The sequence below is a fragment of the Paenibacillus sp. PvP094 genome, from assembly GCF_040546835.1.
Classification (GTDB): domain Bacteria; phylum Bacillota; class Bacilli; order Paenibacillales; family Paenibacillaceae; genus Paenibacillus; species Paenibacillus illinoisensis.
Map to the genome: position 1 here is coordinate 480,783 of NZ_JBEPOM010000001.1, position 15,097 is coordinate 495,879.

Genomic DNA, 15,097 nt, shown 5'->3' on the forward strand with positions numbered 1-15,097 from the left:
GATAACTCTCCCTTATTTTAATCACTTCCAGAATGGGTAAAAAAACAGTGTTCCTTCCGTTTCACGACTCCCTTGCTTCATTCTCTTTTTTTCACTTCAGTAATGATTCCGCTTTCATTATAAGATACTGTCTGCTGAATGACTTTTTTATATTTAATCAATTAAGCGCTATAATTTAACCTGTTTCTGCTGGTTTGCCCATGTGATCCAGGTCTTAATTAAATTCAACCCACTCATTTTTAATCTAACGTGATTTTTAAAGGGAACTGCTTGACGAAGAAAATTCGACTAAAGCAGCTATCATAAACTTCAAGACTCTAAGTCGCTTCTTTTTCTGCTCCAAACTCAGCATGACCGTCATTTACCAAACTATATAGGAAGGTCACAACCCACCAGGAGGAAAATTGTTAGCGCTTCCATTTTTTTTAGAAAAAAGGCTTTGTCTCTGGTCTTTTCCCCTCGAAGCAAGATATAAAATTAGGTTGGACTGTTTACCATCAACACCCCACTTCACTCCAGATAATGTATATCGTTTACAAAAAATTAACGGTTAACACATGGTTAATAATGATACAAAAGTACCATACCTTATGCCCCTTGGCAAGAGATTATATTTCCCATTATCTGAGAAAATTTTTCATACATTTGCAGGTCTCTTATCCAAACAAAAAAAGCCGCCAAATTAGCGGCTCCCCATGGAATAGTATTCGTGTCCTTCGACACCTCGGTTAAGCAAATTCCAAAATTGTTCATCCATGACGGGCGGAGGATATGGCATCGAACGGATAATCCACCATTCCAATAACTTGAGTCTTGGTTAGATTCATACGATTTTTATGGTCTTAATAAAATTTTCCCCGTGCTTTTGCGGCTTTCCAGAAATTGATGCGCTTTTCTTCCATCTCGTAGTGCAAATACCGTAGGTTCGGATACCGTTATTTTGCCCTCTTCGATCCAGCGGAACAACTCGGCTGAACGGGTTGCCCGTTCCTCGTGGGAAGTAAGGAAATTCCAAAGATCGCCACCAGTCAAAGTTTTTGACGTATCCATCAACATCCTTGGGTCAACTGGAGCAGGGTCTCCCCCTGCCATTCCATAAAATACAACCGTCCCCCGAGTGCGAGTGACTGCAAAACTATCCTCGAGCGTGGAGCCTACTGAGTCATAGACAACATCCACACCTTTTCCGTTTGTCTCCTCCATGACTTTTCTCTTCCAATCATCCGAGTACAAAAAAACCTGATTCCCTCCAGAGTTCTTAACTGCCGACGCCTTCTCCATCGAGGAGGTTAAACCAATGACCCTCCCACCGAAGAGCTTTGCCATTTGAACAAGCAACTGTCCAACGCCCCCTGCTGCGGCATGAACTAGAATGACATCATTCTCCTTAACCGCATAACTATCTTTTGTTAAATAGTGGGCAGTCAACCCTTGCAGTAAAACAGAAGCCGCCTTTTCAAATGAAATGGTCTCCGGAAGAGGAATTGCCTTTTCTATAGGAACAGCCACTTTTTCTGCGTTAGCATGGGGGACATCTGCAAATGCAACAGGGTCGCCAACGCTGATTCCTTGGACATTAGCTCCCGTTTTTTCAACGACTCCTGCCCCTTCATAACCTAAAATAAACGGGGAATTCCCAGTAAGATGATAGTTCCCTTTCCTTCTATAAATATCTGCAAAATTCAATCCGATGGCTTTCATCCTTACTAATATTTCGTCAGGCCCGATAACTGGATCCGAAATTTCAAGATATTCTAGTACTTCCGGTCCTCCGAATTTATTAAATACAAGTGCTTTCAAATGAGTGGCCTCCTCTTATATATTTTTCAAGGCTCTGAAAAAAACGGGCTTCTTTTATTTACTCCAAAACTTGCCTCGCTTATGATACGGTTCACCCCGCTGTCTGTAACAGCAAGTTTATTACGAAATCTAGGGAGCACAATGTGCTCCCTCGGACAGAAGTTCTGTTATTCCAATTCCAAAATTGATTCACCGCTAATAATAGTACCCTTATTATTTCCTTCACAAATCTCTTTCATTGTGCCTGGCTTGTCAAAATTAAACACATGCATGGGCAGATTGTAGTCTCTTGCTAAAATGAAAGCGGATTGGTCCATTACCTTTAAGTTGTGTTTTAAGACATCGTTGTAATGAAGCGAGCGGAATTTCCTTGCATCCTTATCCAATTTAGGGTCTGCATTAAGAACACCATCAACACCTTGCTTTGCAACAAATAAAGCGTCACAATGAACCTCGATGGCTCTTTGTACTGAAGGATAGTCTGTTGTAACGTAAGGTTGACCGTTCCCCCCTGCAAAAATTACAAGATAGCCTTTTTCTAGATGGTGGATTGCTCTTAGACGGATGTATGGTTCTGCAACTGAAGTAATAGGTATTGCCGTCATTACTCGTACTTCCTTTTGGGTCTTGGCTTTAAGAACTCCACGAAGCATTAAACTATTTACTACAGTCGCAAGTGTCCCAATGTTATCAGCTTCTGCCCTTTCGATCCCCCAGCTTTCCGCCATATTCCCTCTGAAAATGTTACCCCCACCTATAACTAACGATACTTCAACGCCTAAGTTTACCACTGACATAATTTCATCCGCAATATGATCTAACCTTTCTGGCTCAAAACCAAATTCGGAGTTTCCTGCTACTGCTCCACCACTTAGCTTAACGAGAACCCTTTTGTACCTTGACAATGATTACACCCCCATAAAATAAAAAACACTAAAGCAATAAATGCTTTAGTGTTCTAATGGAATGGAAATATGAAATTACACAAGTCGACTGAATGTAAGCCTTCCGTTTCCATCTCATACTCCCACCCCTTCATATTTTTTCCATCAAGTGATTTTACATTACGTGAATGTAAATTGCAATGATGAGAATGGAAATGTTTCTGGAGTTGATCTTTGACCCACCTGTTTACCTGCTGATGATGCTGTCGATTGACCTGTTCTTTAAATGAAACTATACTATTTAGCAAAGAAGGTGAGTAGATTGAAACAAATAAGTAGTCGTTTTTCGATGGCAGTCCATATTCTTTCCATGATCTCGCTGGACCCCCTATATAGTACAGGCGATCGAATTGCCCGTAGCATCAATAGTAACCCTGTCGTAATTCGAAGGATTATGGCCCAGCTCAAAAAAGCAGGTTATATTGAAACAAAACCAGGAGTTGCGGGGGCTTCTCTCCTGATCTCTCCTGAAAAATTAACCTTACTGAATATATTCCAAGCCGTCGAATCTGTGGATGGAAATCAGCTTTTCAAAATTCACAAGGATACGGACCCCAATTGTTCTGTAGGAATGAACATTGAATCCATTCTATTACCCCAATTCTCTAATGCACAGAAGGCTATGGAGCAAGAACTAGCTTCTGTTACCCTAGCTCAGATTGTAGAGCAACTACGGATAAAGGCAAATGCAAAATAAAGCTACTCCTCTGATGGAGTAGCTTTATTTTGCATTTTTTTGATTTTGCACCAAGTCAAACAGAAGCTTGCGCAGGCTCAACATATTCAATAAAACTACCATCAGGATGTTCAACAAAAACGCTTGGACCAATGGGACCATGCTGATCTCTTACGATAAGGGTATTTTGTTTTTTTAATTCTGCCTTCAATTCGCTCATGGAATCAACATATACCACAGCACGGAGTGATCTAGCAGGCTCCAAGGCCTCTGCACTTCCAGATACAATGACGTAAGGATATACTGTGGCTAAAGATAAGCCAGCCTCGGGAATATTCCACGTGCGATCCATAGATCGGTTAGCAAGAGATTCATAATATGTAACTGTTAATTCCAGTTGCTCGGTAAAAACGGGTATAAAATGATTTATGATTTTCATGTTAACCTCCAGTTTTCATTTATTAAATATAACCATTATGGTTATAACTAATTTAGTTATATATAAATATTTTGACCATGTCAAGCTTTCAAAAAGGATCGACCTCAACTAAAATACTCGTTTCAGAACAAAAGCAGCCGATCACGTAGATCAGCTGCTTTCTTGGTAATATTGACTTATCGTATCCCGTTACCTCAGCGGTGAGGAATCTTAGAGCATAAAATGCCTCCAATTCCCTTCGGAAACCACTTCTACTGCTCCATCGATCACCTTGATGGCGGTCTGATCATCGATTGCATATGCCGGCCCTTGAATCTCTGCGGCCCAGCTCTCAGCAGCAGCCATGGTGTTATCTGGCAGCATGACGTGATCAAGATGCGGAAAAATTGCAAAATCAACCAGTCCCAACGTTTCATCGCCACCGGTAGGTGAAGTCCACCCCACAAAGTATTCCCCGATCTTAGGTGCCATCACCATACTGCCGGCGCTCATTCCCACATAAACGGCCTTCAGTGAAGGCAAGAGTTCTGCCAGTCCGGATTGCCGCATCCAATGGTATAGGAAGAGAGCATCGCCACCCGACACCAGCAAGACGTCTGTTTCCCGGACCAGGGGCTCCCAGTGGTCTCTACTGATGCTTGGCAGTGCGGTGAGCTCCAGCACACCTACTGACTTCCAGCCGAGGTCAACCATGGGGTTCTCGGATTTCCCGCTGATAAACTCCCAGGTTTTCACGCCAGGGCCAACCCAGGGATGTCCGTACATCGCCGTGGGAATGCACATGGCATTGGAGTCAGCAATCGGCTTGTCCAACATGCGAGCTAACGCATCGTGGATACTTTGGTTATTAACGCCTGCAGATGTCAGTAATAATTTCATACCCTCACTCCTAGTCATTTGACCTTCATAAATTCCCCTATTGTCTATTGTTCGATAAAATGGCTATCCTATCCTGCCCGTTAGTTGAACAAAGGCAGCCGATCACCATGGCCGGCTGCCTTCTTGATTTATTGAGCTATCGTTTCCCGTTAGCGTAATAAACTAATTACCGAATTAATCACAACTTGAGGATTGTGAATTTGTATAGAATGCCAGCTGTCTTCCACGATAATATGTTGAGTTTTTTTAGACAGAATTAAAAGCTCCTTTTGTCCATGTTTCCATTCTTCACTTTGTTTGCCTGCAGTTAATACTAGTATAGGGATATCCGATCTCAGTGGCTGTGATTGATGTAACTGTTCAGCACTTTTAATGGTACAGAGGAATTCTAAATATGCTGCCTTATATGCATTATTTCTATATCCTAATGCAGCTGCTTTTTTCTGAATATCGAGAGGCAGTCTTTTAGAACCAATATGCTGTTTTATCATTCGAGGAACCGCAATAGGTGATAATAGATAACCAAGCCTAAGACGTTTTTGATTATTTAGTCGTTCTATTCTTCTTTTTTCACTTGAAGTGGATTCTAAATATCTCTTTTCATGAGTTGAATCGACAAGAATAATACCCATTACTTCATCAGGAAACTCGGATGCAAACAATCGCATTATCATTCCACCATACGAATGCCCAACAAGTAAATACGGCGGTTTTAGCTCTAATCTACTTAATAACTCTCTAAGATCAAGGATATAATTTTCACATGTGGGTTTATCAATCGTTTGTGTACTCCACCCAAATCCCGCGCGGTCGTATGAAATAACCTTTGTATGTTTGGATAGTTCAGGTTGTACTAGCGACCAATCTAATGCACAGCCCCCCATTCCTGATTCTAATATAACAGTAGGTCCATCTTTATCTTGTCCAGCTACAATAGCATGTAAGCTATGGCTACCGATATTAATCAATTTCCCCATTCGCTTGTATTTATGTATTGCATATTTTGAAAGAAGAGTTTGAACGAATGCTAGTGGGAAACCAATAACTGAAATAGTTGTTCGAAGAACCCTTTCTGTTGCATTTATTTTGGTCAAACTTTTACACCTCTCTCTAATGTTTTATCAAATGATAAAGGTGATTTTCACTTTAAAAAAGAGAAACTTTTCAATTTGATTTTTCTTATTTAAGATCTAATTAAAAAAACTTCTCTTGAGCTAAACTAAAGCAGCTGATCGCATTGATCAGCTGCTTTCTTGGTATAATTCAGCTAACGTTTCCCGTTAGTTGAACAAATAATTAACTTGTCATTTGGCTCAAAAAGATTCATGATGTTTCAAGTTTGAGATTTTGGTGCATCCCTTATAGAATTGATTGTCCGTACAAGAAAGGATAAAAACAGTTAAAAATCAGTCGTTAGTAGCATTATTTAAAGGCAGCTGTTGAGAAGCCAGGGTAGCTAGAATCGAAGATATGACTGGTCTACCACCGACACTTATAACAGAAGGTATTCCAACAGAGCTCCATGTGTATCCAGGTCTTACTCACGCACAAAAACCCGGAGCGTATGTCGTTAACCAAATGAAAGAAATGTACGGAGTTTATATTCAATGGAGGGATCTTATTTTACTTATTGCTTAAGAATATAAATAAATCCGTAAAAAAACACTGTCAGTTGTCGACAGTGTTTTTCTATTCATCATTGTGCGCCTAGGCCACCATCAATTATGAATTCTGAACCACTTGAGTAGGACGATTGGTCGGAAGCTAAATAGGTAACGAGATTTGTTACCTCTTCAGGTTTACCTGCTCTACGAATTGGTAAAGTTTGCTCCAACTCAGGTGAAACTAAATCTCTAGTCATATCAGTTACGATAAAACCAGGATGCACAGAATTCACTCGGATATTATAATCACCAAGTTCTAATGCGGCAGCTTTAGTCATTCCACGAACTGCAAATTTTGAAGCTGTATAAGCCACTTTTTTTATAAGCTCCAACCATACCTGCTAGTGAAGAAATGTTTATAATGGAGCCGCCCCCAGCTTTTTTCATAGATTCAACGACTGCGCGCATTCCTAAAAATACAGAGTGTTGATTCACAGCAATAACTTTTTGATAAGTAGTAAAATCTGCTCCCTCAAGATTAACCTCAGGTACATCAATACCAGCATTGTTTACCAATATATTTATATTACCAAAAGCTTCAATCGAAGCTTTCACAACATCTTTCCAGTCATCCTCATTTGTCACATCATGCTTAATAAAACGTACAGAATCACCTAATTCCTGTGCAAGTGCTTGACCTTCGTTTTCTAAAATATCTGTAAAGATAACTTTTGCACCTTCATCAACAAATCGACGAACGTGAGATGCCCCCATACCTTTAGCAGCGCCAGTAATAATAGCTACTTTACCATCTAATAATCCCATATCTATTTCCTCCTCAGTAATAACATTTATTTATTAAAGTAGACAACAGTGTGTCTTTAAATTATCCTATTATATGAAAACGGTTTCCTCAATCATCAAACTTAGAAGGAATGTCGGATAACATACATTTATGATATAAGTGTCGGAAAAATAATGATAATTTATGGAGGAAAGTCAGTTGAACAGGGTAGTTGATCCTCGTGTGACTCGTACCAGAAGGTTACTTATGGACGCATTGGCGAATTTAATTATTTTGGAGGGGCATGAAGCTATTACGGTTCGTGAAATTGTACGGAAAGCGGAGGTCAACCGTTCAACGTTTTACCTTCATTTTCTTGATAAACAGGATATGTTCACTCAATTCCAAAATGATAAATTGAATGAGCTGAAAGAATCATTGAAACAGCCGAAATATTCCTATGAATCAGCTATAAATGAATTCATAAAATTAAATAAGCCAATTAAATCACATGTCGTCATGTTTGAACATATACAAAAACAATCTTCTCTTTACAAAAAATTGTTAACTGAAAGTGAATTTCGTGGGCGTTTTGTGAAAGAGATTATTACTGAGATACTTCATTTTAGGGTCAGTATTTGGGAAGCAATCTATATGGCAAATGGGGCAGTTGGAATTATTCTTTATTGGTTAGAAAATGGTATGCAGGAAACAGTAATGGAAATGAGTTTATGGCTTACAAAAGTTAATTTGTTTCCTTTAGGGAAATTTGATAACTAATTCTTGTGACTGGACAACACCATTAATTTGGGTTTAAAGCATTCGTACAAAGCTGTTGGTGAAAATCTTTATAAAAGGACTGAATAACTTGGAAAATCTGTTGCAGAGTCTAATCTATAAAGTAGAACAACTTCCTTTGTCTGAGGGTGGGAATACGAAACAAACCTGCCCGATAGCTGAATGAGAAGAAGCAGTTGCCGCGACGGCAAACTGCTCTTATTTAGTCTTACTCACCTATCATACCGTCCATATCAGCATCGTGCATATATGGATATAACCAATGATCACTCGTTATTGGCATACTATAACCTGCTTCTTTAGCTTCTTTAATCGTCACCTGTCCATTACCGTTTGTATCAACACTAGAAATGTCAGCGTTTTTATTTGAACTAGTTGAGTCAGAAGGATCACTGTCTGTTAATCCGAGTGATGCATTTACTTTCAGGGTTCACATTGTCAAATGTATCAAAGATCTTGTTACCCCATCAGCAATGATACGTACTAATTGCCCATATTCATTAGTAAATGCCCAATATTCACGGTCTCCGTATCCAATGTCAACAACAACATTAGGTTCACGATGCCCAGACAAATCACCACCATCGACTTATCCTAAAACAATTCGTTAGTTGATGTTTCCTCTCCTACTGGTTCTTCAATAACCGCTTTGACAGCTGCTTTTTTTTCACTATTCTTATTTGTTGTATCTGTGGTTATTTCTTGTGAATCTGTTTCTACATCTGTATGGGATGTATCTTCTACGTTGGTACAACCAACCATAAAGATGATCGTTAAAATTAAGTTAAATAGTTCATTTTCTTTTTCATTTTAGGACTCTCCTATAATTTCATACTGTTCATTCTAAAAACGACGACTATTGAATTACCCTGCCCCCGTTAGCGCAGCGAAGGCAACCGATCTTAGTCGTCGGCTGCCTTCGGGTCATCAGTAAGCTATAGTTTCCCGTTAGCTTAAAGAATAATTATGATTGGTTGAATCTTCTCTTTAAGAGACGGTTTTTGATTGTTATTCAAAATCAGCGTTGAGCGTGATTTCTTTCCATTCTTCTATGTCTGACAGCAAACCTGTGAATTTATGTGTTGCTGCTTGATATGCAGCTTTACCAAGAAGTAAACGAAGTGGTGGGCTTGGTGTCTCAACTACCTTGATTACAGCTGCTGCTGCTTTTACTGGATCGCCAGACTCTTGTCCACCATTTTGCTGCACACCTTGCAGCATCTGTCCTACAAACGAATCCTTCAATTCAGGGATTTGAGTATCCGTCTTAACGGACGATCTGCCGCCCCAATCCGTACGGAAGCCGCTTGGTTCAATTAATGTTACTGCAATGTTAAAAGGCGTCAGTTCTTTCGCCAAGCTTTCTGATATCCCTTCAACTGCATATTTGGTTGCATGATAGTAACCGAGTGTTGGAAATGAAGTTAAACCACCGATAGAGGAGAAATTAATGATATGACCGGACTTCTGAGCTCTCATATGCGGGAGAACAACATTGGTCATATGCATAAGCCCCCAGAAGTTAATTTCGAACATTCGGCGTGTCTCTTCTTCTAGGCTTTCTTCCACTGAACTAAAGTATCCAATCCCAGCATTGTTCACTAGAACATCGATACGCCCGAACTTGTCAATGGTCTGCTGAACTGCATCTTTAATTTGATCATCGTTAGTTACATCCAATGGCAACGCAAGCGTATTCTCTTCATGTCCTGATACTATATCTTGAATCTGCTCGACTCTACGTGCAGTCACGACAACCTTATAACCAGCTTCAATTGCTTGTACCGCTATTTGGCGGCCAAATCCAGTAGAGCAGCCCGTAATAAACCAAACTTTTTTTTCTAGAGACATTCTAATCACTCCTTTTAGATGATATCTCTACCTTACATCTTCAAGTATACTTTAAGTCAAATAAGCAAATCACCGGAGCTTTCTCTTTTCTTATATAGCAACACGTCATAAACAGCTATCTTACGAATAATTTTTTCAAGATGATACTGTTTTTTAGCCAAGCTGATCTCTACATTTTTTTTGTGTTCAGTTAAAAAACCTCGTCTGACATCCAACGTGTCATCCCCTTGTAGGATAAGCTCTGTATACGATTTTATTTCTTCTATCGTCATTCCTGTGTCTTTTAATGCCACCACGAGTTCAAGCCACTCGAGTACTTTCTCATTATATTCTCTTCGTCCATTCACGTTTCTTTTCACTTCGGGAAGAATCCCCACTTGTTCATAATAGCGAAGCGTAGATGCTGGTATTCCGGTTATTTTTACAAGCTCGTTGATACTATACATTGGAGGAAACTCCTTTTTTGTTAAAGTTGGCTTTAAGATATTACATATGAGGTAGTTAGTCAATATCTTATATAAGTTATTATTGACGAATTTCATTATCATGATAAACATAACGCTAACCTGCCCGTTAGTTGAACAAAAGCAGCTGATCACTTTGGTCAGCTGCTTTGTTGGTTTTATTGCGTTGCCTAATCCCCTTCCCTTCTTCTGAAATATCACAAAACAAGTGTAAAAATGATTGGAAGTGTAACAAGGCTTGCAAGTGTACTTATCAACGTGGCACCCGAGACAAATTCAGGTTCCGTGCCATATTGAAGGGCATACATGGTCGTATTCGCTGCAGTCGGCATGGCCGCCATAATAATCATGATCTGTTTGACCATTGGATCCACTGGAAGTACTAAGGTGAAGAGATATGCAATAAACGGGGAGATCATAAGCTTAACCAGTAAAGAATAGCCCAGTCTTGCTTCCTTCATGTTCTTGAGAGATATATTCGCAAGCTGCATGCCCAGCACAATCATAATCGTAGGAATAGCGGCATCCGCGACCAAGCTCACCGCCTCTAACACAGCACTGCTCAGCGGAATGTGTAACAATTGAAACAAGGCCCCCATAATCCCTCCGTATACAATGGGCATCCGCTTAACTGCTCGTAATGCAGAGCCGATCCCATCTCCTTCCGGACTTCCTTTGGCAGCATAATATACACCTACTGTACACATCACTATCTGCTGAATGACCATCAAAACGATAGCTGCATCCAGCCCGGCCGCGCCGAATAACAACAGCACGACAGGAGTTCCATAATTCCCGTTGTTCATGAAGGAAGATGCCAGAATAAGGCCGCACGTTTCTTTCATTGAATACTTTTGAACATATGCGAGCAGATAAACAACCAGGATTAAGAAAAAGCACAAGGCAAACGTATAAATCGTAAGATACAAATAATCCATATTAAAATCTGTCGTATAGAACGTGCGGAATACCAGTATCGGAGACATTAGATATAACGCCATTTTTGATATATTTTTCGTTTCAAAGCCTATTTTCTTCTGTCCTACATAACCGATCGCAAAGATTCCGAATATAGGCAGGAGTATCGATAGAAATTGCATTTCATTCACCTACATTTAAGTTAATTGCATAGAAAAAAAACCTAGAAACAAAAGTTGCCTCTAGGCTGGGTATCTATCATTTACAGATTGAAGACGATGATCCGTTCCTCTGTCATTTCTTCGATTGCATATTTAGGGCCTTCTTTACCCGTACCACTTTTTTTGACTCCGCCATATGGCATATGATCTACACGGTATGCTGAAGCATCATTCACAATAAGACCGCCTACTTCAATTTCACGCGCTGCCTTCATGGCGAAGTTCAGGTCATTGGTGAACAAACCTGCCTGCAGACCATAATCGGAATCATTCACACGTGCAATGACTTCGTCTTCACTAGAGTAAGCAGCCACAGCAACAACAGGTCCAAAGACTTCTTGTCTGCACACTTTCATATCATCGACAACGTTGCTCAGAATGGTAGGATAATAAACGGCACCTTCACGTTTGCCACCAATCTCAATATGTGCTCCTTGGTCTACGGCTTCCTTCACCCAAGCTTCTACCCGTTCCGCTTCACTGAGGCGAATCATGGGGCCAACATCCGTCTTTTCATCCACCGGGTTACCTACCACGATGTTCTTCGTATTCTCAATCAATTTGGCAATAAAAGATTCATAGATATGTTCATGCACGTAGATCCGCTGTACTGAGATACAGACCTGACCTGCATTATTAAAACTCTTCTGTGAGATCAGCGCTGCAGCTTTGTCCAGATCAGCATCCTGATGAACGACAGTGGCGGAGTTATTCCCTAGTTCAAGTGCCACTTTGCGGAGTCCTGCCTTGGATCGTATCAACTCTCCAACACGAGGGCTTCCTGTAAAAGTAAACATGTTGACATCTTCATTTTGCAGCAACCAATCGCCTATTTGTGCTCCATCGCCTGTCAGTACATGCAAACGTCCATCGGGTAGACCCGCTTCTTGCAATAATTCTGCCAGCATCAGGGCACATATCGGGGTTACTTCTGCTGGTTTTAATACCACGCTGTTACCCGCTGCAAGCGCAGGGCCAATCTTATGGCATACGAGATTCATCGGTACATTAAATGGAGTAATGGCTGCGATCACACCCACAGGGACTTTGACGGTAAAAGCCAATCGATTCTCAGAACCAGGGGCGGCTTCTACCGGAACACCTTCGCCCTGAATTCGTTTCGCTTCTTCAGCAGATACCTGCAGCGTTTGTGCTGCACGCTCAACTTCACCGCGGGATTCTCGGATGGGTTTGCCCACTTCTGCGGCCAAAACCTGAGCAAATTGCTCTTTTCTTGCAAGCAGCAATTCAGCTGCTTTCATCAATACCTTATAGCGCTCATAAGGAGCAAACGGCTCTTTCAATGCTTCTTTGGCAAATTTCACGGCCTGATCAACATGAGCCTGTGTCGCTACAGCGACTTCAGCAGCAGGTTCTTGGGTGTATTTATTTTGCACCGTCATCGTTTCTGCAGTGGTTACCCACTCGCTGTTCATGTATAGTCCGTATGTTTTCACTTCTACTTCGTTCACCATTCAGATCACTCCTCCGAGCATTATCGTGTAAGCTCAATATCATAATGATATTTGTCGCTGCGGAATTTCGTCGTTGTAAATTCAAGTGGCTTATCGTCGTAACCAAAACTTAGTCTTTGCATTTCCAGCAAAGCTTCACCACCACGAATACCCAGTAAGTCGGCTTCATATAAGGTCGCATTAATGGCGGATACCTTATCCTTAGCTCGTTTTAGATTAACTCCGTTATTTTCAAGAATCTCATAAAATTTGGCATCATTTAAATCAACCTTCTCCAAGATCCTTCCTATCGAAGCTGGCCAGCACGAACGCTCAAGGGCGATTGGAGTCTCATCCGTAAAACGAATCCGTTCAATAACGAGGATCTCTTCCCCTTCCTCCAGCTCAAGCATTGAAGTTTCATAATATAGATGACTCATAAAACTGACTCGTAACAATCTGGAATTGGATGTCAATCCTCGTTCGGTCGCTTCTTCAGCCAGACCTTTTAATCTGCCCAAACTTCCTCCGAAAAGAGGCTGTGCTTTGACAACGGTTCCTCTACCTTGCGTTTTCTCCAGCAAACCATCTTGTACAAGCATATTGATCGCCTGGCGAAGTGTTGTACGGCTCACATCAAACTCTTGCATTAACTCCTGCTCTGTCGGTATCAGGTTACCTGGTGTCCAGATCTTATCCTGAATTCTTTGGATAAGAACTTCTTTTACTTGTAAGTACAGAGCAGCCTGCTTATTAGGAACGTTCTTCAACAATATCAAACTCCTTTTGCTTTCTTGGGATCTTTTAATTCCCGGATCCAACACCAGTTAGCAAATAAGAGGCCCTTTTCTCTCTAGTTCGCGGTGCAGCGTATAGTTTGGTCTCAATACGCAGCATGCGACCTAATTCAACCAGTTCATCTGCAACATCTCCATATACGAGAGCGAAGTGAGGTTCATAACCCGCATGCATCATCTCATAGAGCGTGTCCGTTACATCTGTTTGTAGAGCGACTTCAACTGAAGTACCTGAAAAGGGCTGCTCCACATCTAGTGCCTCTCCTCTAAGAACTAAAAGGCGATATCCTTCTGGAGTATGACTTACTCTAAAGATAGTCACTTCTCCTGCTTTTAATCCAAAATCCATGGCAAAACCTATTTTTCGATTCGGATGTACACCAGCTGTAGCCCCTGTAGCCGGGTTAGCGAGAGAATAGGCACCAGCACCACAGTGCCAGAACACAACCGAATTGGAATCTTCATTCACATGAACAAGATCACCCAAGTACGGTGCTTTGCCTCCAGAAAGTTCTCTTAAAATAAACATGGATATGGAACCGTGAATATCCGACTCACATGAGGTTACCAACCCATCCTCCGTAAATTGAGAGAGTGTGGAGCAAGGTGCTGCTCCTAGTTCATTAAAGAAATCAGGCCAACAGCGCATCGCAAGGGCACTAATTTCCTCATGTTCAATTTGCTTTTTGATATACGTGGAGAACTGTGCAAACTTCTTGACCGTCTCATCCTTGCGGTTGAGTCCAATCACTTGCTGTTCTGCTCGATCAATTTCAGGAGTCCATTCCTCTTCGGGAAGATGCACGCATTCATTAAATGCCTGCTGCAGATCAAACTTCTGCAAAGATACGCCAAGCGTCTTTTTAAGTTCAGGTTCACTCGCATCCGAGAAAAAGAAACCTGGGGGATAGTCACCAACAACGCCTATTTTCATTTTGCTCAAGGCTTTTATGACCTTCATGACGTTTATTTCTTTGACCAAACGGGTCTGAAGAGCTTCCTCATCCGGATTTCCAAGCACAAACGCAAAAGGATGGTTATGATTACGCAGCACGTTACTTGTGCTATTTCCTCCCGTGAGTGAGTTTAAGCGCAAGCGGCCTCCTACACTCGGTTCACGGACCGACCATACAATCACAGGTTCACGGAAATAATCCAAGATTTGGACCATGAATTCTCCATCGGCAAACGTGACACTCTGATAAAGGATGGTATCGATCTCCTGATCTTTCACCGATTCTAAAAAGTCCTTCAAATATTCTGGCGAGGTCAGGATCTGCTTCGGGGCGATTACCCCGTCACCATATGCCTTCGTCAGCCAATCTAAACTTTCTCTATAGTAAGTTTCCGCTATTTCCATATCGAATGTTAATCGTCCAATAGGTACATATAAAATAGTGGTTTGTGTCATGGAATTACCTATGCCTCCCTAATATAACCACCTCGAGCATTGATAACTATCATAATA

At 41.1% G+C, this 15,097-nt stretch carries 13 protein-coding genes and 2 pseudogenes; 2 read left to right on the forward strand and 13 right to left on the reverse strand.

What is annotated here, in order from left to right; all coding sequences use genetic code 11:
• Window positions 1-682 precede the first annotated feature (682 nt).
• From ABIC22_RS02425 to pyrH, 3 genes and pseudogenes are all read right to left on the reverse strand, one after another.
• Window positions 683-805 (reverse strand): annotated as a pseudogene (locus ABIC22_RS02425) (TetR/AcrR family transcriptional regulator); the annotation flags it as partial.
• Window positions 806-834: 29 nt separating this feature from the next.
• Window positions 835-1,800, reverse strand: a complete 966-nt coding sequence (locus ABIC22_RS02430; RefSeq protein ID WP_354477901.1) for a quinone oxidoreductase family protein — start codon at window positions 1,798-1,800, stop codon at window positions 835-837.
• Between the two features lie 167 nt (window positions 1,801-1,967).
• A complete protein-coding gene (gene pyrH / locus ABIC22_RS02435; RefSeq protein WP_221807032.1) occupies window positions 1,968-2,705 on the reverse strand; it encodes a UMP kinase in 738 nt (245 codons plus the stop codon).
• 301 nt (window positions 2,706-3,006) lie between these two features.
• Between pyrH and ABIC22_RS02440 the strand changes: the two genes are divergently transcribed.
• Entirely contained in the window at window positions 3,007-3,441 is a 435-nt protein-coding gene (locus ABIC22_RS02440; protein ID WP_483312524.1) for an Rrf2 family transcriptional regulator, read from the forward strand.
• Between the two features lie 55 nt (window positions 3,442-3,496).
• Here ABIC22_RS02440 and ABIC22_RS02445 read toward each other — a convergent pair whose 3' ends face one another.
• The 4 genes and pseudogenes from ABIC22_RS02445 to ABIC22_RS02460 all read right to left on the reverse strand — a co-directional run bounded on the left by ABIC22_RS02445 (window position 3,497) and on the right by ABIC22_RS02460 (window position 7,167).
• Complete coding sequence (locus ABIC22_RS02445; RefSeq protein WP_354477905.1) at window positions 3,497-3,859, reverse strand: VOC family protein; 363 nt, start codon at window positions 3,857-3,859, stop codon at window positions 3,497-3,499.
• Between the two features lie 210 nt (window positions 3,860-4,069).
• Complete coding sequence (locus tag ABIC22_RS02450; RefSeq protein WP_354477908.1) at window positions 4,070-4,738, reverse strand: Type 1 glutamine amidotransferase-like domain-containing protein; 669 nt, start codon at window positions 4,736-4,738, stop codon at window positions 4,070-4,072.
• 149 nt (window positions 4,739-4,887) lie between these two features.
• A complete protein-coding gene (locus ABIC22_RS02455; RefSeq protein WP_354477911.1) occupies window positions 4,888-5,832 on the reverse strand; it encodes an alpha/beta fold hydrolase in 945 nt (314 codons plus the stop codon).
• A 602-nt stretch (window positions 5,833-6,434) separates the two neighbouring features.
• Window positions 6,435-7,167 (reverse strand): annotated as a pseudogene (locus tag ABIC22_RS02460) (glucose 1-dehydrogenase).
• 178 nt (window positions 7,168-7,345) lie between these two features.
• On the opposite strand from ABIC22_RS02460, the gene ABIC22_RS02465 reads away from it, so the two are divergent.
• Window positions 7,346-7,906 (forward strand): TetR/AcrR family transcriptional regulator, encoded by a 561-nt coding sequence (locus ABIC22_RS02465; protein ID WP_354477914.1) that lies wholly within the window; start codon window positions 7,346-7,348, stop codon window positions 7,904-7,906.
• Between the two features lie 1,026 nt (window positions 7,907-8,932).
• Here the strand turns inward: ABIC22_RS02465 and ABIC22_RS02475 are convergent.
• From ABIC22_RS02475 to sftI, 6 genes are all read right to left on the reverse strand, one after another.
• Window positions 8,933-9,775 carry an oxidoreductase gene (locus tag ABIC22_RS02475; RefSeq protein ID WP_354477917.1) on the reverse strand — a complete coding sequence of 281 codons (843 nt, stop codon included), beginning with the start codon at window positions 9,773-9,775 and terminating at the stop codon, window positions 8,933-8,935.
• Between the two features lie 56 nt (window positions 9,776-9,831).
• Window positions 9,832-10,221 carry a MerR family transcriptional regulator gene (locus ABIC22_RS02480; protein ID WP_354477920.1) on the reverse strand — a complete coding sequence of 130 codons (390 nt, stop codon included), beginning with the start codon at window positions 10,219-10,221 and terminating at the stop codon, window positions 9,832-9,834.
• Between the two features lie 215 nt (window positions 10,222-10,436).
• Window positions 10,437-11,339 (reverse strand): AEC family transporter, encoded by a 903-nt coding sequence (locus ABIC22_RS02485; protein WP_127539667.1) that lies wholly within the window; start codon window positions 11,337-11,339, stop codon window positions 10,437-10,439.
• Between the two features lie 80 nt (window positions 11,340-11,419).
• Window positions 11,420-12,853: an aldehyde dehydrogenase family protein gene (locus ABIC22_RS02490; RefSeq protein WP_354477923.1), complete on the reverse strand. Its 1,434-nt coding sequence runs from the start codon at window positions 12,851-12,853 to the stop codon at window positions 11,420-11,422.
• Between the two features lie 20 nt (window positions 12,854-12,873).
• Complete coding sequence (locus ABIC22_RS02495) at window positions 12,874-13,602, reverse strand: GntR family transcriptional regulator (RefSeq protein WP_354477926.1); 729 nt, start codon at window positions 13,600-13,602, stop codon at window positions 12,874-12,876.
• Between the two features lie 34 nt (window positions 13,603-13,636).
• On the reverse strand, window positions 13,637-15,040 hold the full coding sequence (gene sftI, locus ABIC22_RS02500) for a sulfoquinovose isomerase (RefSeq protein ID WP_354477929.1): 1,404 nt from the start codon (window positions 15,038-15,040) through the stop codon (window positions 13,637-13,639).
• Window positions 15,041-15,097 lie beyond the last annotated feature (57 nt).

Excerpts from the sequence above, each read along its gene's own strand:
- ABIC22_RS02480 (WP_354477920.1), bottom strand. The coding sequence starts at position 10,221 with ATGTATAGTATCAACGAGCTTGTAAAAATAACCGGAATACCAGCATCT.
- ABIC22_RS02450 (WP_354477908.1), bottom strand. The coding sequence starts at position 4,738 with ATGAAATTATTACTGACATCTGCAGGCGTTAATAACCAAAGTATCCAC.
- sftI (WP_354477929.1), bottom strand. The coding sequence starts at position 15,040 with ATGACACAAACCACTATTTTATATGTACCTATTGGACGATTAACATTC.
- ABIC22_RS02475 (WP_354477917.1), bottom strand. The coding sequence starts at position 9,775 with ATGTCTCTAGAAAAAAAAGTTTGGTTTATTACGGGCTGCTCTACTGGA.
- ABIC22_RS02445 (WP_354477905.1), bottom strand. The coding sequence starts at position 3,859 with ATGAAAATCATAAATCATTTTATACCCGTTTTTACCGAGCAACTGGAA.
- ABIC22_RS02490 (WP_354477923.1), bottom strand. The coding sequence starts at position 12,853 with ATGGTGAACGAAGTAGAAGTGAAAACATACGGACTATACATGAACAGC.
- ABIC22_RS02485 (WP_127539667.1), bottom strand. The coding sequence starts at position 11,339 with ATGCAATTTCTATCGATACTCCTGCCTATATTCGGAATCTTTGCGATC.